Annotated in this window: 16 protein-coding genes and 3 pseudogenes; 8 read left to right on the top strand and 11 right to left on the bottom strand. The window is 61.1% G+C overall.

The window, feature by feature from the left end:
• Window positions 1-51 precede the first annotated feature (51 nt).
• Window positions 52-186, bottom strand: a pseudogene (locus QR290_RS28735) (IS5/IS1182 family transposase); the annotation flags it as partial.
• A gap of 241 nt (window positions 187-427) precedes the next feature.
• Between QR290_RS28735 and QR290_RS05040 the strand changes: the two are divergent.
• From QR290_RS05040 to QR290_RS05025, 4 genes and pseudogenes are all read left to right on the top strand, one after another.
• Window positions 428-561 (top strand): annotated as a pseudogene (locus QR290_RS05040) (hydrolase); the annotation flags it as partial.
• Window positions 562-717: 156 nt separating this feature from the next.
• The gene (locus QR290_RS05035; protein WP_289204472.1) at window positions 718-1,086 is read left to right on the top strand and encodes a DUF6124 family protein; all 369 of its coding nucleotides are present in this window, start codon (window positions 718-720) and stop codon (window positions 1,084-1,086) included.
• Between the two features lie 215 nt (window positions 1,087-1,301).
• Window positions 1,302-1,889, top strand: a complete 588-nt coding sequence (rimJ, locus tag QR290_RS05030) for a ribosomal protein S5-alanine N-acetyltransferase (RefSeq protein ID WP_289204471.1) — start codon at window positions 1,302-1,304, stop codon at window positions 1,887-1,889.
• 68 nt (window positions 1,890-1,957) lie between these two features.
• Window positions 1,958-3,391 (top strand): ArnT family glycosyltransferase, encoded by a 1,434-nt coding sequence (locus QR290_RS05025; protein ID WP_289204470.1) that lies wholly within the window; start codon window positions 1,958-1,960, stop codon window positions 3,389-3,391.
• A 65-nt stretch (window positions 3,392-3,456) separates the two neighbouring features.
• On the opposite strand, the gene QR290_RS05020 is transcribed toward QR290_RS05025, so the two are convergent.
• Together QR290_RS05020 and QR290_RS05015 are read right to left on the bottom strand one after the other, a co-directional pair.
• Window positions 3,457-4,278, bottom strand: a complete 822-nt coding sequence (locus QR290_RS05020) for a phosphatase PAP2 family protein (RefSeq protein WP_289204469.1) — start codon at window positions 4,276-4,278, stop codon at window positions 3,457-3,459.
• On the bottom strand, window positions 4,275-4,946 hold the full coding sequence (locus QR290_RS05015; protein WP_115076480.1) for a histidine phosphatase family protein: 672 nt from the start codon (window positions 4,944-4,946) through the stop codon (window positions 4,275-4,277). The genes QR290_RS05020 and QR290_RS05015 overlap by 4 nt, the downstream gene beginning before the upstream one ends.
• 243 nt (window positions 4,947-5,189) lie before the next feature.
• On the opposite strand from QR290_RS05015, the pseudogene QR290_RS28730 reads away from it, so the two are divergent.
• The 3 genes and pseudogenes from QR290_RS28730 to QR290_RS05005 form a co-directional block, all read left to right on the top strand.
• Window positions 5,190-6,251, top strand: a pseudogene (locus QR290_RS28730) (methyl-accepting chemotaxis protein); the annotation flags it as partial.
• Window positions 6,246-7,109, top strand: a complete 864-nt coding sequence (locus QR290_RS28725) for a methyl-accepting chemotaxis protein (protein WP_371321019.1) — start codon at window positions 6,246-6,248, stop codon at window positions 7,107-7,109. The pseudogene QR290_RS28730 and the gene QR290_RS28725, both read left to right, overlap by 6 nt.
• Before the next feature lie 465 nt (window positions 7,110-7,574).
• Window positions 7,575-7,958, top strand: a complete 384-nt coding sequence (locus QR290_RS05005; protein WP_085685558.1) for a DUF6124 family protein — start codon at window positions 7,575-7,577, stop codon at window positions 7,956-7,958.
• Between the two features lie 109 nt (window positions 7,959-8,067).
• Here the strand turns inward: QR290_RS05005 and QR290_RS05000 are convergent, their stop codons facing one another.
• The 7 genes from QR290_RS05000 to QR290_RS04970 form a co-directional block, all read right to left on the bottom strand.
• Window positions 8,068-8,262, bottom strand: a complete 195-nt coding sequence (locus tag QR290_RS05000) for a FitA-like ribbon-helix-helix domain-containing protein (RefSeq protein WP_289205269.1) — start codon at window positions 8,260-8,262, stop codon at window positions 8,068-8,070.
• A 484-nt stretch (window positions 8,263-8,746) separates the two neighbouring features.
• Complete coding sequence (locus tag QR290_RS04995) at window positions 8,747-10,120, bottom strand: DUF1329 domain-containing protein (RefSeq protein ID WP_289204467.1); 1,374 nt, start codon at window positions 10,118-10,120, stop codon at window positions 8,747-8,749.
• 144 nt (window positions 10,121-10,264) lie between these two features.
• Window positions 10,265-12,223 (bottom strand): DUF1302 domain-containing protein, encoded by a 1,959-nt coding sequence (locus tag QR290_RS04990; RefSeq protein ID WP_289204466.1) that lies wholly within the window; start codon window positions 12,221-12,223, stop codon window positions 10,265-10,267.
• 45 nt (window positions 12,224-12,268) lie between these two features.
• A complete protein-coding gene (locus tag QR290_RS04985) occupies window positions 12,269-13,555 on the bottom strand; it encodes a phospholipase (RefSeq protein ID WP_289204465.1) in 1,287 nt (428 codons plus the stop codon).
• A gap of 116 nt (window positions 13,556-13,671) precedes the next feature.
• Window positions 13,672-15,240: an FGGY-family carbohydrate kinase gene (locus QR290_RS04980; RefSeq protein ID WP_289204464.1), complete on the bottom strand. Its 1,569-nt coding sequence runs from the start codon at window positions 15,238-15,240 to the stop codon at window positions 13,672-13,674.
• A gap of 20 nt (window positions 15,241-15,260) precedes the next feature.
• Window positions 15,261-16,856 (bottom strand): glycerol-3-phosphate dehydrogenase/oxidase, encoded by a 1,596-nt coding sequence (locus QR290_RS04975; protein ID WP_289204463.1) that lies wholly within the window; start codon window positions 16,854-16,856, stop codon window positions 15,261-15,263.
• 5 nt (window positions 16,857-16,861) lie between these two features.
• On the bottom strand, window positions 16,862-18,457 hold the full coding sequence (locus tag QR290_RS04970) for an FAD-binding oxidoreductase (protein ID WP_289204462.1): 1,596 nt from the start codon (window positions 18,455-18,457) through the stop codon (window positions 16,862-16,864).
• A 211-nt stretch (window positions 18,458-18,668) separates the two neighbouring features.
• Here QR290_RS04970 and gliR point away from each other — a divergent pair, with 211 nt between their 5' ends.
• Window positions 18,669-19,697 (top strand): AraC family transcriptional regulator GliR, encoded by a 1,029-nt coding sequence (gene gliR, locus QR290_RS04965; RefSeq protein ID WP_289204461.1) that lies wholly within the window; start codon window positions 18,669-18,671, stop codon window positions 19,695-19,697.
• Window positions 19,698-19,972: 275 nt separating this feature from the next.
• Here gliR and QR290_RS04960 read toward each other — a convergent pair whose 3' ends face one another.
• A complete protein-coding gene (locus QR290_RS04960) occupies window positions 19,973-20,341 on the bottom strand; it encodes a glyoxalase superfamily protein (protein ID WP_289204460.1) in 369 nt (122 codons plus the stop codon).
• Window positions 20,342-20,374: the final 33 nt, after the last annotated feature.

The raw sequence follows: 20,374 nt of genomic DNA, 5'->3' as shown, positions 1-20,374 counted from the left end.
CGTGCTCGCCGCATCCCTGTGAGGTATATGTGATCAATCCCACACCTTAACCGGTTGGATAGCTTCGAGCCAGTATCGACATACGGCTAAGGTGCTGATTTCATTCATTTCGGCCAAGAAACGCTCACGGCACGTTTGCTTACGCTTACAGGCGTACTCCAAATCTGAAAAGCTCACACGACTCACCGGGAGGCTACTATTGGGAGTTTATGGAGGGTAACTCGGCACCTACTGTCGTTTCCGCGCCTTCAACCCGACTCTTGTGTTATTCCAAACGGTATTCCAAGTACATTTTCAAACAAAAAACACTTTATTAAATCAATACACTGGGCAAACAATTCAACTCACCCCCGACCTCCAACTCTCAACGACAAGGCACGCCCAGTGAGGGCTTTGTCGCATCTGGATATTCACCCTGGGAGACCCCATGCGCCAGGCACTGCTGATCATCGACGTCCAACCCTGCGCCTCTCCGCACGATGGCTGATCGACGAGCTTATCGACAAATTGCCCAGCGTCGCCACGGTCGAGCGTCATGACGAATTTCGCACCCCCTTCAAGTGCCTGCAGGCGTCCTAGGAAATTTCCCGCAACCCGCGTCGACTTCCATGAACTGGTTCAAGATGCTTCCAAACGCTAGTCTTCGCGCTCCGCTGCAACCCGGCAGATGGTTTACCAATGGAATTCGCCGGGAGCCTGAAACCATGGAGCCTCGTCATGAAAAAAGACACCCGAAGCCTGCCTGATCAAACACCGACTCACGAAACCGAAGCGAAAGAACCGGCTGTGCTTGCCCAGCCTCAGGAATACGTGAGAAAGCCGCGTCGCACCCTGCCTTTCAACGAGATTTTCTCCGTGCGCACCGACGTGGACACGGCCACCCTGCTGACTCATGCCTGCGAAACCCTGGCGGCGCTGAACATGGTGACGGCCAACATCGCCGATGATTTCACTGGCTCTCAACGCAGCCGGTTGCTGGCGATCCGGCAGCTGTCGATCATGACCGAAATGCTGGTCAATCGCGCCGTGGAGAACCTTGATCCGGTGAACCTGGTGCCCCGTACGACGGCGCCTGTCGTGCACTGAAACGACCGCTCGTCGATGACGCAAGTCGTTCATCGACATGAACTTTTCTTCACCCCGGCGGCGGTGATGGCCGTGTACATTGCCCTCGCTCATTCAAGAAACTACGGTTCGCCCGCGCTCCTGCGGGCTTTTTTTTGCCCGGAATCTGGCGGCGATTTGTATTTTCCTGCCCACCGGGCAATTCTGGTGATCAATCCCGAGCCCCGGAGCATCCGATGCCGCTGCTGACCCTTCCCTGTCAACGCCTGACGCTCGCGGTACTCGACCCGGATCAGGCGCCGCTGGAAAGCGATTTCTATCAACGCAACCTGCGCCATCTCGCCCCGTGGTCACCGATCCGCACCACCGACTATTTTTCCACCGAGCAGATCCGCCGACGCCTTGAAATCCAGGCCAGCGCCTTCGAAGCCGGGCTGGCGGTGCATATGGCGTTGCTGACCCCGGATGGCGAGCAGATGATCGGTGCCTGCAATTTCAGCGGGATCATCCGTGGTGCGTTCCAGGCCTGTTATTTGGGTTATCACATCGACGAGGCGCATCAGGGCAAGGGTTTGATGCAGGAAGCGCTGGAGGCGGCCATCGCCTACATGTTCGACACCCAGAACCTGCACCGGATAATGGCCAACTACATTCCCGGCAATGAACGCAGCGCCCGGTTGCTGGAGCGCCTCGGGTTTGAACGTGAAGGTTATGCCAAGGCCTATCTGAACATCGCCGGGCGCTGGCAGGATCATGTGCTGACGGCGCGGGTCAATCCGCGTTTCGAAACGCCGGAGCAACGCTGGTCGCGACCGCTGTCCTGACGTTCACAAATTATTAAGGATTGGCCGCGTAAGCTTGGGTTTCCGCTCACTTCCGGTTGCTTGAACCCATGTCGCGTGCCGCCTCTTCCCTGCTTCTGCTTGCCGCCCTGCTGTTCTTTTTCGCCCTTGGCAACCATCAACTGCAAGGCTCCACCGAGGCCCGGGTTGCGGGCGTTGCGATGGAAATGCACCTGGACAACGACTGGGTGACACCGCGTCTGTTCGGCGAACCCTTCCTGGAGAAACCGCCACTGAGCCTGTGGCTGGACGCCGGCGCTATGCGCATCTTCGGCGTCTCGCCCTGGGCGGTGCGACTGGCGTCGGCGGTGGCCGGGTTGCTCAGCGTGATGCTGCTGTACGCCATGTTGCGTCGATTTGAACGCCCGAAAGCCGTCGCCTGGACGGCGGGGATTTTGCTGGCGACCATGGCCAGTTACTGGAGCAACGTGCGCGGCGTCGGCGAGGATGCGTTGCTCGCGCTCGGCGTGACCACGGCACTGTTGGCGTTCTTTCAGGCGCAGCGAGCATCGACCGCAGGCAATTCGTTGCTGTTTGCCGTCGGGATTGCCATCGCCACGCTGAGCAAAGGCGTGCTCGGCCTGGCGATGCCGGGGGTGGTGATTTTCGCTTATCTGCTGGCCGACAATCTGATGGGCAAGCGCTTCAAACTGACCGAGTGGTTGCGGCCCGGTTTGTTGACAGCGCTCGGCCTGATCCCGCTGCTGATCTGGCTCGCGGTGCTTTATCAGCGCGGCGGCATCCAGGCGGTCAGCGAAGTGTTGCTGACCAACAGCGTCGGACGTTTCAGCGGATCGTTCGTCGAAGCCGGCCACTACGAGCCGTTCTACTACTACCTAGCCAAGCTGCCGCAGGCGTTCCTGCCCTGGAACATTCTGGTGTACCTGGGCCTGTGGCATTTTCGCAAGGAACTGAAGGCCAACCGTTACCTGCTTTTTTTCAGCCTGTGGATCATCGCGCAGTTCATCCTGCTGACCCTGGCCTCGAGCAAACGCACGGTTTACCTGATGTCGATGACACCCGCAGCGGCAGTGATCGCGGCAGAATACGCAGGCGTGCTGTTCGACAAGTTGAAGGATCACAAGAATGGTTTTGTCGGACGAGTCGCCCGTCATCGTCAGACACTGGCGGCGGGGATACTGACAGTGGTCATCGCCAGCTACCTTGGCGCCGCGCAATGGGCACTGCCGAACGCCGATAAACACCTGTCGTTCCTGCCGCTGACCGAGCACATCCAGTCGCTGCAAACGAGCGGCAGTCAGGTCGCACTGTTTCAAGCCAACGAACGGGTCGGCGGCGCCAGCGTGTTCTACACCCAGAGCGTCCTCAAGGGCCTGGACACCGATGCGCAGCTACGGGAATTTCTCAGCACATCGCCATCGAACATCGCCGTGATGTCGGGAGACCGCGAACCCGTCGCCCCGTTGAAAGTTCTCAAGACCATGATGGTCGGGCGCCAGGCGTATTACTTCGTGGGCTATTGATGCCACGACAGTACAAACGAAAAACCCGCCGGTGATGGCGGGTTTTTCATTTCAGCGGCGAGGGCTCAGAGAGAAACCTCAGGCTGTGCAGCGAACACCTTGCGCTCACGCTTGCTCAACACCGGCAATTCCAGACGAGCCCGCCCGTAGAACGCCAGCGCCGTCAGCAAACACGCCAGCCACACGAAGATCCCGGCCCAGAACGTGTGAGACATGTAGTGCCAGCCCTGTAGGACTCGCGTAGTGCCGTAGACAAAACCGAGCAGCAGCGAGCCCCAAAGCAACGCGCTGGAAAAGCGCCATTGATAACGACGTGCGACGAAATACAGCGCCAGCATGGTGAAGCCACCGGAAGCATGACCGCCCGGCCAGCAACGCCCTTCACCCGCTTCGTGGAACAGCTGGAAATTGTTGTACCACTCGATATGCGGCATCTTTCCGCCGTACAGCGTGGTCTCGATCGGGCAGTAAACGCTGGTGTGCGCCTTGAGGAAATGGATCACCCCGGTGCAGACCGCGAAAGCCACCACCACAAACAGAAAATCCCTACGGTGATCGGCGGCAAAACGCAGTACCGGCGCGACTTTGCTGCGCTCGAGAAAACCGCCCAGACGCGGATGCTTTTGCGGTTTCACCAGCGGCCAGATAAAGGACAGCATGGCGCCGATCAAGGCGATTTCGGCGGTCCAGTTCGGAATGATCCGCGCCCACTTGTGGGTAAGTTTTTCAAAGAAATGAATCTTGTCGAGCGGAAAGGTGTGGCTCAGTGGATCGAACAGCAAATTGCTGAAGGCGATGTCGATGTTGGTCATGTCGAACATCAGAAAAACCACGGCTGCGCAGAGCAGCGGGATGCCGAAGTTGTAAGCGTAAAAGCGGGATTTCATTGGGTGGTCACCGTGCGCCAGTCGGAGGCTTCAATGAAGCCGAGCATCTGTGGGGCCGCCGGGCTGGCGGCGGAAACAAACAGCGATGCGCCGTACCCGAGGGTCGAGGCCGGCACCTTGAGATCTTTTTCCAGCTGCGCCATGCATTCGCTGTGGGTCACCAGAATCAGGTTGCGTCCCGGGACTTTGTGCGCGAGCGCGTCCTGCAGCATCCGGCCCTTGCAACTGATCAGCCAGTCTTCGCCGGTCGCGGCCTTGTTGAACATGTAGCCGGCGGTCTGCACGGTGCGCATCATCGGGCTGTTGTAGACGTCGGCCTTGTCCAGACCCAACTGCTCGAACTGCGCGCCGACGCTCACCGCGACACTGCGCGAACGGTCGGTGATGCCATCATTGCCACTCAGGCACGGGGCTTTCGAGTGATCGCAGCGCTCGACATGGCGTACCAGCACGATCATCTCGCCCTTGTCCCAGCCGTCCTTCAGCGCCTGCGCTCCGGCCACATTACCGTGGGCAAGGTCAGGCACCGCCGCCGGCGCCAGCAGCCACAAGGTCAGCGGGATCACCAGCGCCGACGCCGCCAAGACCACCCAGGTGTTTCGAAAACGGGCCAGACCGCTCAGATCAATCGAGCGCTTGACGCCGAACAGACTCAGTCGCAATTCCACAAAAAGCCGCCATCACTTGTCATTTGATGCGGCGAGGTTAAAGAGCACGGCGTGGGCAGCCAGTGAAACCCATGTGAAAAAAGTCTTGGAGGTGCTTGTTACAAATTCCGTAGGACAAAATCCTTTCAGCTATCGGAATTGCTGCCGATACAGTCCTGCTAACACCCTTGCTGGCTCAAAAAAACAACAATCTTCCAGCCTGACCGACGATCAAGACGCACAACGTTTTCTGGAGGATTTGTGATGAATAGCTGGTTCGGCAACATCAGCGTTAACCTGAAACTGGGGCTCGGATTCGGCCTCGTCCTGGCCCTGACCTGCATCCTGGCGCTCACCGGCTGGACCAGCCTGGGCGGCCTGATTGACCGCAGCAACTGGATGAGCGACATCACCCAGCTCAACGCTGGCCTGACCAAACTGCGCGTGGTGCGTCTGCAATACATGCTGACCAACGGCGACGAAACCGCCGCGCAGAACGTGCAGACCACCCTCGACGGTTTCGCCGCGCAACAGCAAAAGCTGATCGGCAGCTTCAAGAGCCCCGAGAACGTCAAACTGCTCAAGGAGCAGGCGGCGACCATCGCCGAGTACCAGACGTCCCTGAACAAGATGCGCAACGCCTACCGCACTGGTAACACGGCGCGCGACACCATGGCCGCCAATGCCGAGACCGCGTACAACCTGATCCAGTCGATCAGCACCCGCGTCCAGCAGATGGACATGAGCGAGCAGCGTTTCGAGCAGTTCCAGGCCATCACCGCCGCCAAGGAAGCCTTCATCCTGGCGCGTTACGAAGTGCGCGGCTACACCGCCACTGCCAACGCCGAGACCGAGCAGAAAGCCGTCGGCCAACTGGACGCCGCCATCGCCAGCCTCAAGCAGCTGAATGTGCATTTCGCCAGCAGCCAACAAGACGCCCTGCGTCAGCTGGAAACTGCACTGACCAACTACCGCAGCGCCTTGCAAGCCTTCAAGAACGCCAACGCCGATGCGGTGCAGGCGCGCAAGGAAATGACCGACCAGGGCAACCTGATCGTATCGCTGAGCGAACAGCTGTATCAGATCCAGCTCGACCGTCGTGACGCCGAAAGCGCCCAGGCCCGCACCCTGCAACTGATCAGCACGCTGCTGGCCTTGCTGGTGGGTGTCATCGCCGCGTTCATCATTACCCGTCAGATCACCCGTCCGCTGCAGGAAACCATGGCCGTGGTCGACCGCATCGCCAGCGGCGACCTGAGCCACAACGTGATCGTCACCCGCCGCGACGAACTCGGCGTGCTGCAACAAGGCATCGCACGCATGGGCGTGACCCTGCGTGACCTGATCAGCGGCATCCGCGACGGCGTGACCCAGATCGCCAGCGCCGCCGAAGAACTGTCGGCCGTGACCGAACAGACCAGCGCCGGCGTGAACAGCCAGAAGGTAGAGACCGATCAGGTGGCCACCGCGATGCACGAGATGACTGCCACCGTGCAGGAAGTCGCGCGCAACGCCGAAGAAGCCTCGCAAGCTGCAGCCGCCGCTGACGGCGAAGCCCGCGAAGGCGACAAGGTGGTGAACGAAGCCATCGCCCAGATCGAGCGTCTGGCCAGCGAAGTGGTGCGTTCCACCGAAGCCATGAGCGTGCTGCAACAGGAAAGCGACAAGATCGGCAGCGTCATGGACGTGATCAAGGCCGTCGCCGAACAGACCAACCTGCTGGCCCTCAACGCCGCCATCGAAGCCGCCCGTGCCGGTGAAGCCGGTCGCGGTTTTGCCGTGGTCGCCGACGAAGTCCGTGGCCTGGCCCAGCGCACCCAGAAATCCACCGAGGAAATCGAAGGCCTGGTGGCCGGTCTGCAGAACGGCACTCAGCAAGTCTCGGCCGTGATGAACAACAGCCGCGCCCTGACCGACAGCAGCGTGGCCCTGACCCGCAAGGCCGGCGACTCCCTGGAAAACATCACCCGCACGGTGTCGAACATCCAGTCGATGAACCAGCAGATCGCCGCAGCCGCCGAACAGCAAAGCGCCGTGGCCGAAGAAATCAGCCGCAGCATCATCAACGTCCGTGACGTGTCGGAGCAGACTGCTGCGGCGAGTGATGAGACGGCCAAGTCCAGCGTTGAACTGGCGCGGTTGGGTGGGCAGTTGCAGCAGATGGTGAGCCATTTCCGCGTGTAAAGCCTGCACACGAAAGCCGATGTACAAAGAAGGGCAGCTGAAAAGCTGCCCTTCTTTTTTGCCCTGAAATTGCCATCTTCAGGAATTGGATGACGAGTTCTGAAACGCAATTACACACGGCTGGTCAGGGGTGTTTAAGGACACCCCGTGATACGTCCCGAAGCCCACAAAACCTTGCGCCGTTGCCTACGGCTACGCCAGAATCCGCCGGCTTGTGCGCTTTGGGCTGGCTGCGTAATTTGATTGCGTCACTGATTTCCAGTGATCGAGCTTAGCGGCTCGGTTGTATCCTCGGTTGTACAAGTACGATCCAGTCAGGCACTCGCCTGCACTTGATGGTGGCTGTGCGCATGGCATCTTCGGATGCACCGGGTTTGGATGCTTACCGGTCCGCTAACTTGCGCACAGCTGCCTCCCTTTTGCTTAGCGGCGAAATGGATGCAGCCTCATAAAAGGTAAACATCCATGTTCAAGGTAACGCCAAACCCACCGCTCACCGAACCCACAACCCTCCCGGATCCGGCATCCCCCTACGAATGCCCCGGTTCGAAACGTTTCAACGAAGCCGCCGAACGCGCCCTCGATTATCACCTGGGCCCCCTCAGCGCCCACATCATGGCCGCGCCCTACAAACCCAACACCCTCTATCAGGCCCACCCCGAAGCCGACACCGAATCCCTGCTGGTGGACGCCAGCGAATCCCTCGGCTCCGCCACCGTCATGCTCAACAATCATGTCGCGCTGGTCGAGGGCAGCCACCGCAAGACCCTGCAAGGCATCGCCCAGATCGTGATGATCGCCGAAATGGCCGTTAACCGTGCGCTGGACAAGGTCGTGCCGACGGATTGATGCGGGAGGTGGCGAGTGCGGTGAGCTCGCCATTTTTTTGCACCCTGTAAAAAGCCCGCCGCCACACTGGTTCTGGTGTGGCGGCGGGCTTTTTTGTGAGCGGTGTTTATCAGCCGCTGAGGTTTTCTGAACGTGATGGAAGATCAAGCTCGACGCCACCCATGGCGCCGAATCGATTGCGTATCCGAGTACCTAATCCGCCAGCTCGATCAACGGTAACCAACGCGTTCTCCAGAATCTGCCGCGCTTCGTCTTCCATGGAATGGCCACTTTGGGCGGCAGCGATACGCAGTTGCTCAGTCATCTCTGACGGAGAGGGATAAGGAATAAAAACGGTTTCAGTCTCGTACTCATACACACGATCAGCCACCAACTCTGCAAATCGTGCCGCTGCGTGATCTTCACTGTCAGCATGCGAGTAGAGCTCATCAATCAGCGCCATTCGCCCTTGCAAGTCAGCATCGCTCTTTATCGAGTCATGACAGGCAGATAACAGTTGTTGAACATTTTCTACCTGACCGCCGAGCTCACCAATCATCTGTGCGATATCAGCTCTGGAGGCATTGGGTTCCGTTGAATCGGGCATATTGCGCTGCATGCTTTCGCCTTCAATCTTATTCGAGGACGAAATCTATCTCGGATGCTGTTCCGGGTTCAGCAGCTACTTCGTCACACTTTATTGCGCAGTTAACCAATGACTGAATCATCGGCGCGCTGGCTCCGCAAAGAGCTACTCCCTCACCCCACCCTCGAAAGGGTGAGGGAGAAAGAGAGCTGATTCCCGTCGCTCAACGCGTCCCCCGCTGCCGCAACGCCGACGGCATGAAATACGAATCCTCCGGCACCGGTTGCGAGAAGTCGACGGTGGAGGCCTCTTCGTTATCCAGGTTCTGCACGTAGTACCGACGGGCCTGCAAGTCGTGGAAGACGTCGAGTGCGCTCCAAGTGGTGGGCAGGTCGTAGAAGTTTTTCAGGTAGGCCATCGATACGCGCCACAGCTCCCCTCGCCCGTCGTATTGGTCCACCAGGGCGGCGCCCCAGCTGTCTTCGTCGAGGAACAGCACTCGCTTGGAATAGATATGCCGTGAGCCTGGCTTGAGTGTGCCTTCGACCACCCAGACCCGATGCAGCTCGTAGCGTGTGTATTGCGGGTTGAGGTGGCCGGGGGTGAGCAGTTGCGCATATTTCACGTCGGGGCTGCCGACTTTGTAGTTGTTGTAGGGGATGTAGATTTCCTGCTTGCCCTTGAGCTTCCAGTCGAAGCGGTCGGGGGAGCCGTTGAACAGGTCGGTGTCGTCTGCGGTGCGCAGGCCATCGGATGAGGCGATCGGCGTGTCGTAGGCGAGGTTCGGGGCGCGGCGCACACGGCGTTGGCCGGCGTCGTAGATCCAGGCCTGGCGGGCGTCCTTGAGCTGGTCCAGTGTCTCGTGCACCAGCGCTGCGCCGCCGGCGAGGCGCGCCGGGCTTTTCACAAAGGCGAGGTAGTAGAACAGGATGTTTTTCAGGTCGGCGAACTGGCCGCCCGGGCGGTAGTAGTTGAAGAAGCCTTCCTGCTGCGAGGTCACCAGCGCGAAGCTGCCGTTGCGTTGTACCGGCGCTTCGGAGGCGCGGCGGACCACGTAGATGCCACGATAGCGGGTGATGTGGTTCCACAGTACTTCGACGCCATCCTTGGGCACCGGAAACGGCACGCCGCCATAGGCATCGGCAAACCCGCTGCCACCTTCCAGCAGTTTGGCCGAGGTCGCATTCTTCAGGGTGTTGTCATACAGCCACTGCGGCGCGGAGCCGGATCGGCGCGAGGGATAGACCGGCATCTGGAAAGTGTCGGGGTAGCTGTTGAACAGGGCGATCTGGCCGGGGCTGAGATGTGCCTTGTACTGATCGAGATTGGCCTTGGTGATGGTGAACAGCGGTTTGTCCGCCGCGTAGGGATCGGGGTGATGCTGGCCGGGTTTGTAGCCGGCCGGCGCCTGAGTGATGCCGCCGGTCCAGGCCGGGATGGTGCCGGCGGCATTGCCGGCGCGCTCGGCGCCCATGGGGGTGAGCGAGGTTTTTAGTTGTTCGGCTTGTTGGGGCGAGATGGCGGCCAGCGTGCTGGCGGCAGTGAGGCTCAAAAGCAGCGCCAGTGTGATTTGGGTCAGTCGTGCAGCTTGAAACATGATCGTTCTCCGAAGTGGCAAGACGCCGCGTATCGCCAGTGGGAGCGGGCTTGCTCGCGAATGCGCTGTGCCAGTCGCCAACAACTTGAATGACATACCGCATTCGCGAGCAAGCCCGCTCCCACATTGGGCTGCGCGCTGTGATTAAAGGAAATACTTGAGGTTGAAACCGACGTTGTCGCGGTCGCGAATGCCGTTGTTCTGCCCACCGCCGTAGAACTCGGTGTACTGCAACTCGGCTTCGAGCCTGTTCTGGTAGTTGGCCTTGATCCCCAGCGTGTAGGCCTTGCGGCCCTCGATGGTGTTGCCAGCCTGGTAGCTGTTGCCCTTGAAGTCGTCCTTGTAGACGACGTAGGGCGAGACGTTGACCCCGGCGTACACGTCGTTCCAGGTGCCGTTGAACATCACCGTGTAGCTGTAGGAATCGCGGTTGACCTGATCGTCGCGATCGCCGCCGGACACGTACGAAGTGTTGCCGGTGCCGGCGTAGTAACGGTTGCTGCCGTCGTAGGCGGTGTATTGCAGGCTGCTGCCGCGCAGGTGCTCGGAGGCCAGTTCGAAGATGCCGAACATCGAGTCGAACGACAGCGTCGGGCCGAAGTTGTAGATGCTGCCCAGCGAGGTGTTGAACGCTTCGACCCGCTCGGCGTTGTTGATCTGGCTGTCGAGGGTGACCATTTGCCCGCCGACGTTGATGGTCTTGCCGGACACCGCTGCGGCAGCGCCGTTGGCCAGGTCGCCGATCAAATCATTGGTGGCCGCGACACCGATGGGCAGGTTCGGCCGATAGGCCACTTCACCGAACACCGAGGCCTCGCCCAGCGTGGTGTTGAAGCTGAAACCGTACATACGGATGTCTTCGGCATAACGCCGATGGGCCTGGATATTGCCCATCACATCGGCAGTCGCCAGACCGTTGGCGAGGGCCCCGGCCTGACTGCCGGCCACGCTGGAGAGCATGTTGGTCAGGGCATTCATGTCGATGCCGTTGTAACCGCCAAGGTCAGCGGCGATGGTCGGTTCCTTGGCGTGGTAGTTGACCATGTACAGGCCGAACTCGGTGCTGTTGAGTTCTTCGGCGATGTAGCGAAAGGCAAAGCCGAACTGGCCGTCGTTGCGCGCGTTGTAGTCGTTGCCGATCGACGCGACCTTGAGGGTGTTGCCATAGGCCGGAGTCACGCCGTTGGCGTACAGGCCGGTGGATTTCAGCGCCGGGCCGAGCAATGGATTATTGCCCAGTGCGCTGTACAGGCCGATGACATTGCCGAACCCCGGCACCGGCGTATCAAGCGCGGTGCCGCTGAAGTTGTTGTAGGCGGTGTTGCCGCCGTCGGCGAACAGGTCGGTCTGCGAGTAGAAGGTGCCGACCGGATCGATGCGAGTTTCCTTCCAGTTGGTCTGGTAGAAGCTCTCCATCGTCAGGTTGTCGCTCAGGCCGATGTTGAAGCTGACCGCCTCCACCGGCATCAGCACTTCCTTGACCTCGGCACCCGGCAAGCGATATTTCGCGGCGTCCACCGGGTTGGTGGTGTTGACCCCGCCGCGATAGAAAATCCCCTCGCCCCAGTTGAACACCTGACGCCCCACTCGCGCAGTGACCGGCATTGTCGCGACGTCCCAGGTGCCATGGACGTAGGCATCGAGCATCTCGATCCGGCTGCCGGCGATGTCGCGGGTCTGGCCGGTGAAACGGTCGTCCTGGGGATAACTCTGGCTCGGTTGCGACGGGCTGTTGTTGTGGTAGTAGTCGTTGCGCTTGTCCATCAACTGGGTGTCGTAGAACGCGGTGCCGCGCAGGAACATCCCGTAGTTCTGGTAGTTGGCTTCCAGCTCCGAAGTGATCTTGTACACCTCGGAAACCAGCCCGGTGTCGAAGTTGCGATTGCCGTCGTTGGTGTTGACGTCATCGTTGGTCTTGTCGCGGCCCTGCACCCGCCACAAGCGGCCATAGGACAAGGTCGTGTCGAGCGAGCCGGTGACCTGATTGTCCAGCACGCTGAACTCGGCGGCCTGCACCGCGTCGACTGCGCAGAGTTGCAGCAGCCCTGCCAAACCGACACCGGGGAGCGCTACGCCAGGCAGGCGCAATCGAGTGTTGATCATCTGTTCCTCCTTCCCTGTTCTTATTGTTGTGTGTTGCCGCGATGCTTATGGCGCCATTCCGGCTCGAACATAAATCCGGCTGTGGGCGCCGAAATGGCCGAGCAGTTTGAGCAATTGTTGGTTGAGCTCCGGATGCTCGAAGGTCTCGCGCTGCAACTGATTGCCCGCGCTGAAATCACTCGTGACCGGCGCCGTTTCCAGCCACTGGCCGATGGCTTCGTCGAAGGCGGCGGAGTCGTCGACGGACTCGGCACTCACCACTTCGCGCAGGTAGTCCACGGAGTACGGCGGGTAATGCGCGTCCCCGGCGGCATCGGCATAAGCGTCGAGCATCGGATGCGGCTGACCGGCGCGCAGCACGCGACGCAGCCAGGTCGACTGGTATTTTTCGACTTCCATGTGGCGGGTCGCAACGCGTTCGATGGACGCCTGTTTGTCCTCCGCGAAACCGGCCAGCGCCTTGCCTTCCAGCAGCAGAAGGCTCGGCAATTCGACGCCGGGCAACGGCTTGGCGTGATACGGCTGGGTCAGGTCCTGAACGTGATGCAGGCCCCAGCCGAGAAAGCGATAGCCCCAGTAGGAATGACCCGTGGCAAACGCCAGTCGCGCCAGCCCCATGTATTGATACGCGCGCCAGTCCGGCCAGCTGCGTTCGAGGAATCCGGCGGCCGCGTAGACCACCGGGCTCTCATGGAAGAAGCCCATGTGGAACGGCGCCTGGGAGCTGTACTGGAAGCGCGCATCGCCAAACGGCTGTGGGCCGAGGCCGTACAACGCGGCGACTTCGCCGGGGTTGTCGCTGAACAGGTTGATGTCGTGGCCGTAGTCCGGCTCGTCGGCCGCGCTGGCCAGTACGGCGAGGGGTGCGACTTTTTCGTGGTCGGCCACGCGAATAAAACGCTGTCGATTCCACGGCGAAAGTGTCTGCTCGACCATGACCTGATCCGCTTGCAGATGCTCGCGCTCGGGCAGGTCTTTGCCCGGCAACGGCTGGATGACCATCGCCAGATGAATCAGTGGATTGATCCGCAACGCGGTGAGGAAGTCGTGGCGCAGATTGTCGCTCGGCTCGACGGGCAACTTGAGGTTGTCGGGGCGCGGCGGGTATTGATTGAAATGCTCGCGGGCGAAGCGTTCCTGCTCATCGAGCAACGCGACGATGGCCGGATATTGATCGGAGAGAAACTGCTCCAGCGGTTCGACCTCGACGGGCGGCGCGTCGCGCAACGCCGGCAGGTCCTGCAATGCCAGGTAGCTGCCCACCGTATGGTTCGACCAGCCCCACGCCGTGGGGGCCATTGCGCAAAGCAGCAGGAGGGAGATCAGCTTCATTGCTTCTGGTTCTTGTTATGTGTGCCGTGGAGATCGAGCCTAACAATCGACCCCGCCCCTGACACTGTCCGATCTCACCAGAAAAGTTCTCCGATAGCGCCACGTGCGCTGTTGTTTCAGGCCGGGTAACCGGTGATCTTGCGGATGCTCTGGTACAACGGTTTGAGCTGTCGATACATGCGCAGATAGACGTCCTTGTACAGTCGCTCATAGACCTGCTGCGCCTCGGGTTGCGGCTGAAACACCGCGCCAACCCGGGTCATCGCGGCTATCGCCGTGGGGAAGTCCGCGTGCAGCCCCAGCCCCACCGCACAGCAAATCGCAGCGCCCAGACCGGATGCTTCATAAACGTGCGGACGCTCCGCCGGCAGGCCGAAAATGTTCGCCGTCAGTTGCATCGCCGCATCACTTTGCGAGCCACCGCCAGCCACTCGCAAACGGGTGACAGAGATCTTCGAGCGCTTCTCGATTTTCTCCATACCTTGGCGCAACGCGTAAGCCAGCCCTTCAAGGATCGCCCGGTAAATGTGCGCGCGGGTGTGCACATCGCCGAAGCCGATCATCGCGCCTTTGGCTTCAACACCCGGCTCACGAATCCCCGGCGACCAATACGGTTGCAGCATCAACCCCATCGACCCCGGCGGCACTGCCTCGACCAGCGCATCGAACAGTTGCTCGGGCTCGATACCCTGCTCTTTGGCCTGCTGCATTTCCCGCAGGCCGAATTCGTTCTTGAACCAGCTGACCATCCAGTAGCCGCGATAAATCATCACCTCGCAGTTGTACTGATCCGGCACCGCCGACGGGTACGGCGGAATCAACGGGACGATTTCCAGATAGCGCGAGCGGGTGCTGGTGATCGTCGCCGTGGTGCCGTAAGACAGGCACACCGTGCCCGAATCGACGACGCCGGAACCGAGCACCTCACAAGCCTTGTCAGCCCCCGCCGCGATCAGCGGAATGCCTTCGGGAATGCCGGTGTGACGACTCGCTTCGGCGCTGATGTGGCCGAGGGTTTCACCGGGTTTGTGCAAGGTCGGCAGTTGCTCGGGACGCACCGCCAGCGCCTGCCATTTCCAGTCACGGGTTGCGGCCCAGCGCAGGCGTTTGAAGTCGAATGGCAGGTAACCAACGCAACAACCCACGGAGTCAACGAAGCGCCCGCAAAGGCGATGCGTGAGAAACCCCGAAAGCAGCAGAAACTTGTCGGTCGCCGCCCACACTTCAGGTTGATGGCGAGCGATCCAGTTAGCCTCGGCCTGGGCGCGAAAGTAATCCACCGTGGCCTGCGCGCCGGCCAGTTTGAACAGCCAGCCCCACGGCCCCTTGATCCCGCCTTCGACTTCGCTCTGGCGCTGATCGAGCCAGAGAATCGACGGGCGCAACGGCTTGCCCTGAGCATCGACATTGATCACCGTACCGCGCTGGGTCGTGAGAGAAACCCCGGCAATCTGCGAACGATCGATGCCGGTTTGCGCCCACACCTGCTGGCAGGCCTCGCCCAGTTTCGCCCAGTAATATTCCGGATCCTGCTCGGCCCAGCCCGGTTGCGTCGAGTAATAGGCCTGCAATTCAACCTTGCCCTTGCCGAGCAGATTGCCCTGCAAATCGAAGAGCAGCGCGCGCACGCTCTGGGTGCCATTGTCGATGGCCAGCAGGTAACGCTTGTTCGGGTGGTTGTCCATGGAGCTCTCTTCGAGGGGCATCACTGCGCGATTTCCGGCAGGCCGTGATGGCGTTGCCATAACGCCTGATAGCGTTGCTGTTCCTGTTGCCAGTGTTCGTCGTCCCAGCCCAGCCGTGGTTGGCAGAGTCGGCGAATGGCCGGGAAATACTCCGCGCCGCCACGGGGCAGCAACAGGCCGAGGCGGGTGCGGCGCAGCAGCAGGTCATCCAGGTGCAGGACCATTTCTGCTTCGCAGGCGAAAGCCAGTTCGGCCCACAAGGTGTCGGTGGCGCCCACCGTTTCATGGCCCAGTTCAGCGAGCAGTTGCGCCAGCCTCGGCAAGTCCCGGCCATGTCGCCCAGCCAGACGTCGCCACTGAGCGGGACTGAGGCCGGGGATTGTCAGTGGCGGCACGGCGGCAAACACCGGTGCGGCATCGTCTTCGAAAGACCGGCCGAGCATGTCAGCGCACGCCTTGAGCACTTCGATGGCCTGCGGACGGAATGTCGTGAGTTTGCCGCCGGCCAACGTGACGCAACCCGGCTCCTGCCACAGCACATGCTCACGGGGTTCGTTCGACGGTTTGTCCTGATACTCACCCGCGGCACTGCCCACCACCGGGCGCACGCCGGACCAGGTTGAGAGCACGTCGGTCGCTGTCACTTCGGCGCCGGGAAACTGCTGTCTACAGGCGGCCAGCAGATAGTCGAGTTCTTCGGTGCTGATGCTCGCGCTCTGGTCCAGATTCTCGCGGTGATCGAGGTCGGTGGTACCGACCACTGTGGCGCCTTCCCACGGGAAAACGAACACCGGTCGCCGATCCTGCTCGTGCATGAACGTAAAGGCCTGCGCCACCGGCAAGCGCCAGCCCGGCAGCAGCAAATGACTGCCGCGCAACGGGCGCAATTGGCGTGGCGCCTCAGATGGACGCAGGCGTTCAGCCCAGGCGCCGGTGGCTACCGCCAGCACACCGCAACGCAATTGCAGAGAGGCGCCGGCCTCGCAGTCTTCGACCTGAACCCCACACACACGTCCGGCTTCCCGCAGCAGATGTTCGACGCGCACGCCGTTGAGCACCACCGCGCCGTCCGCCCGCGCTTCGCTCAACACGCGCATCACCAGCCGCGCGTCATCGGTCAGCGCATCGATAAAACAGGTGCCGCCCAGCAAGTCATTTTCTTTCACGCCCGGCGCCAGATAACGCAGTTGCTGTGCGTCATGGAAACGATGGTCACGGCGTCCGGCCAATGCGTCATAGATCGACAACAGACCACCCAGCACTCGCGGCCCGGGAAAGCCGCCGCGATAGTGCGGCATCATGAAACTCATCGGCTCCACCAGCCCCGGAGCTTCGTCGAGCAGGCGCTGGCGTTCGCGCACCGAATCCCGGGTCAGCCGCCACTGGCCCTTGGCGATGTAGCGCAAACCGCCGTGGACCATTTTTGAAGATCGGCTGGACGTGCCCCAGGCGAAATCACGCTGTTCCAGCAGCAGACAACGCCAGCCACGACGCGCGGCTTCACGCAGGATGCCGGCACCGCTGATGCCGCCGCCGATGACGATCAGATCCCAGGTTTCAGCCGCCAGTGTCGGCAGGACTTGCTGGCGCCAATCGGCGTTCCAGTCCGCGCTCATGGCGGTCACTCCTGCAACAGCGTGCCGGGGTTCAGGCGCCCGGCCGGGTCGAAGTGCCGGCTCAGCGCCTGCAAGGTGTCCATCGCCAGCTCGCCCTTTTCGCGCAACAGGTACGGCGCGTGATCCTTGCCCACACCGTGCTGGTGGCTGATGGTGCCGTGGTTGTCGACGATGGTTTGACTGGCCGCGTGCTTGAGGGCCTTCCAGCGAGCGAGCGTCGCGGGATAGTCCGCCGCCGGGCGAAACACGTAAGTGGTGTAGATGCTCGAACCTTCGCCGTAGACGTGGGACAGATGGGTGAACACGTGCACTCGCTCACCCTCGGCCGCCAACGCATCGCGCAGGCTGTTTTCGATCCGGTTGAGCAGGTTGTCGACGTTGCTCCAGTCGGTGGCGGTTTCGAGGGTGTCGACCACGTAACCGGCGTTCCACAGGTTCTCCCGCAGGTAAGGAAAACGGAAGCGGTTCTGCGCCCACTTCTTGCCCAGCAGCGTGCCGGTGAACACACCACCGAATGCTTTCAGATGCTGACGGGCCTGGCTCAGGGACAGCGCATTCTGCTTGCGATTGCCGGTCACGCCGAAGGTCAGCAAGCACTTGCCCTGCCCCGCGCCGCGCAGGCTCAGGTATTTCTCCAGCCAGGCGATCTGCTGCGGATGGCCGGCCAGCGCCAGTTGGGTTTCGGTCTCCACCGCGTTGGACAGGCGCAACATCGAAAGCGGCACCCGCGCCTGCGCCAGTTGCTGAATGGCTTGCAGTGCTTTGCTCCAACTGGGCAGAAACACACCGTAGAAACGCTCATCGGCCGGCAACGCGCTGACCCGCACCTTGACCTCGGAAATGATCCCGAAACGCCCTTCGCAACCCAGCACCACTTCACGCAGATCCGGGCCAGCCGCTGACGCCGGGAAAGTTGGAATCTGCAGCGGCCCGGCAAAGGTTTCCAGGGTTCCGCCGGCGAACAGTTGCTCGATCCGCCCATAGCGCAACGACTGCTGACCGCTGGAACGACTGGCCACCCAACCGCCCAGCGTCGACAGTTCCCACGACTGCGGAAAATGCCCCAGCGTGTAGCCACGGGCACGCAATTGGCTTTCCACCTGCGGGCCACTGGCGCCGGGGCCGAAAGTCGCCAGCAGGCTTTGTTCGTCGAGGTCGATCAGGCGGCTCATCCGCGCCAGCGAAACCGTCACCACCGGCCGGGCAGAGTCGGGCGGATTGATGTGCCCGGCCACCGACGTGCCGCCGCCGTAGGGGATCAGGCACAGGTCCTGCGACTGGGAGAGCGCCAGCAACTGGCGGATGTGTTCGGCGGTTTCCGGGAACGCCACCGCGTCGGGATAGTTGCCCAGCGCACCTTCGCGCAGCGCCAGCCAGTCCGGCAGGCTTTGCCCGCGAGCATGCAGCAGACGGTCATGGGCATCGATGCTGTACAGGGCGTGTTCCGCCAGCCGCGAGACCGGCACTCGGGCCAGCGCTGCTTCAAGCGTCGCATCGGGCAGCGCGCGTCCCTCCCCCAGTCGCTCATGGAGAAAACTTGCGCCCTGGGCCGGCAGTTCGACCACCGTGGTTGCATCTCCCCAGCCGTTCCAGCGTCGCATGCGTGTGTCCTTCTGTGCAGTCTGATCAGTGAGATTTCAGGCCCTCATACTAGTCAGCCGGCCGAAAGTGTCACGGTCGCATCCGGCCAGTTCGAGTAGCCAATTGAGTCAAACGTCGCGCAAGCGTCAGCCATTTACTTTAGTCGTGGATTCAAATTACCTTTCAGGGCGCTCATCCGCCCGTGGCGGCCTCGATCAAGGGAATTCGGTCATGCAATCGCTCGGCTTCACCTCCGTTCCGCCGCTGCTCAAATACCTGCGCCATGCCGAACATCTGGGCCTGGCCATCGAGCCTGCGTTGGCGGCGGCCGGGTTGCAGGCGCAGCAGTTGAGCGACAACAGCCTGCGCCTGCCGGGTGAAACCCATGAGCGGTTGCTCGATTACTTTTGCGAGCATTCGGGCGATCCGCTGTTCGGCCTCAACGCTGCGAATTTCGTGCTGCCCAACTCCTGGAGCGTGCTGGGTTACATCACCATGAACTGCGCGACACTGGGCGACGCCATGAGCCGCATCATGCCGTTCGAAAAACTGGTGGGCGACATGGGCGTCAGCCGCGCCGAGGTCCAGGACAACCACGTGCACCTGATCTGGAGCTGCCGCTTTGAGCGCCCGCGGATTCGCCGGCATCTGGTGGAAAACGTGCTCGGCTCCTGGCTGCAATATGCACGCTGGATCGCCGACACCCAACTGTCGCCGGCCGCCGTGTGGCTGGAACACTCACGCCCGGCGGACACAACGCTGGAACAGTACGAACAGTTTTTCGAATGCCCGGTGCTGTTCGATCAGCCGTATTCCGCGCTGATCGTGCCGCTGCCGTATTTGCAGTTGCCATTGCGCCAGGCCGATGCGCATTTGCTGCGCACCCTGGAGGAACACGCGCAAAGTCTGATGGCGACGCTGGAGGATGCGTCGCTGGAACAGCGGGTGAAAAGCATCCTGCGCCAGTTGCTCAAGGAGGGCCTGCCGCGCAAGGAACAGGTGGCCGAGCATCTCGCTGTGTCCGTGCGCACGCTGCAACGCCAGTTGCATCAGGCCGGCACCTCGTACCAACAGATTCTCGACGAACTGCGCCAGGAACTGGCCGAGCATTACCTGCTCAACAGCACCTTGCCGATTCAGGACATCGCCCAGTACCTGGGCTTCACCGAACCGCGCTCATTTCACCGCACATTCAAGAGCCGACGCGGCATGCCGCCCGGTGAGTTTCGGCAGACTCACCGGGTTAGTGGTGGCGAATGAGTGTGCGACTCACAGCAGTCCCCTCACCCCAGCCCTCTCCCGGAGGGAGAGGGAGCCGACCGCAGGATGCTAACGATCTACGCCGACCTGAAAAAGCTTCTGTGAATCCATAATCGAGAGGGAGCCGACCGCGAAATACTCACGATCTACGCCGACCTGAAAGAAATTCTGTGAATCCATAATCGCCACGATCTTTCAGGTCGATGTATGGCGATAGACACCTCGGTCAGTTCCCTCTCCCCTTGGGAGAGGGTTAGGGTGAGGGGGCTTTTGGCTCAGAGGCTGATCGCGTTGGTGAACACCAGACGATTGCCGAACGGATCGGTGATGGTCATGTCCTGGCTGCCCCACGGCATGGCCTGGATGCCGGGATGCGAGAACTTGTAGTTCTTGGCGACCAACTGTTGCTGAAACGCCTCCAGCTCATCGGTCTCGATCCGCAGGGCCGAACCCGGTGTTGCATCGCCGTGGTGTTCGGACAAATGCAGCACACATTCGCCGCGCGAAACCTGCAGGTACAACGGGAAACCGGGTTCGAAACGATGCTGCCAATCGATCTTGAAGCCGAGGAAGTCGACGTAGAATTCCATGGCCTTGGCTTCATCGAAAATCCGCAGGATCGGGGTGGTTTTGCCGAAGCTCATGGGTTGCTCCCTGACTGATTGGCCCCAGAGTGT

The sequence above is a fragment of the Pseudomonas fluorescens genome (assembly GCF_030344995.1).
GTDB lineage: Bacteria > Pseudomonadota > Gammaproteobacteria > Pseudomonadales > Pseudomonadaceae > Aquipseudomonas > Aquipseudomonas fluorescens_BF.
The sequence above is the reverse complement of the archived record's forward strand: the minus strand, read 5'-3'. Positions and strand labels throughout refer to the sequence as shown.

Coding starts and splice junctions, on each gene's coding strand:
- QR290_RS04960 (WP_289204460.1), bottom strand. CDS start 20,341: ATGAGCTTCGGCAAAACCACCCCGATCCTGCGGATTTTCGATGAAGCC.
- rimJ (WP_289204471.1), top strand. CDS start 1,302: ATGCCGCTGCTGACCCTTCCCTGTCAACGCCTGACGCTCGCGGTACTC.
- QR290_RS04975 (WP_289204463.1), bottom strand. CDS start 16,856: ATGAGCGCGGACTGGAACGCCGATTGGCGCCAGCAAGTCCTGCCGACA.
- QR290_RS28725 (WP_371321019.1), top strand. CDS start 6,246: ATGGGCGTGACCCTGCGTGACCTGATCAGCGGCATCCGCGACGGCGTG.
- QR290_RS04990 (WP_289204466.1), bottom strand. CDS start 12,223: ATGATCAACACTCGATTGCGCCTGCCTGGCGTAGCGCTCCCCGGTGTC.
- QR290_RS05035 (WP_289204472.1), top strand. CDS start 718: ATGAAAAAAGACACCCGAAGCCTGCCTGATCAAACACCGACTCACGAA.
- QR290_RS05005 (WP_085685558.1), top strand. CDS start 7,575: ATGTTCAAGGTAACGCCAAACCCACCGCTCACCGAACCCACAACCCTC.
- QR290_RS04980 (WP_289204464.1), bottom strand. CDS start 15,240: ATGGACAACCACCCGAACAAGCGTTACCTGCTGGCCATCGACAATGGC.
- gliR (WP_289204461.1), top strand. CDS start 18,669: ATGCAATCGCTCGGCTTCACCTCCGTTCCGCCGCTGCTCAAATACCTG.
- QR290_RS05000 (WP_289205269.1), bottom strand. CDS start 8,262: ATGACTGAGCAACTGCGTATCGCTGCCGCCCAAAGTGGCCATTCCATG.
- QR290_RS05025 (WP_289204470.1), top strand. CDS start 1,958: ATGTCGCGTGCCGCCTCTTCCCTGCTTCTGCTTGCCGCCCTGCTGTTC.
- QR290_RS04995 (WP_289204467.1), bottom strand. CDS start 10,120: ATGTTTCAAGCTGCACGACTGACCCAAATCACACTGGCGCTGCTTTTG.
- QR290_RS04970 (WP_289204462.1), bottom strand. CDS start 18,457: ATGCGACGCTGGAACGGCTGGGGAGATGCAACCACGGTGGTCGAACTG.
- QR290_RS05020 (WP_289204469.1), bottom strand. CDS start 4,278: ATGAAATCCCGCTTTTACGCTTACAACTTCGGCATCCCGCTGCTCTGC.
- QR290_RS04985 (WP_289204465.1), bottom strand. CDS start 13,555: ATGAAGCTGATCTCCCTCCTGCTGCTTTGCGCAATGGCCCCCACGGCG.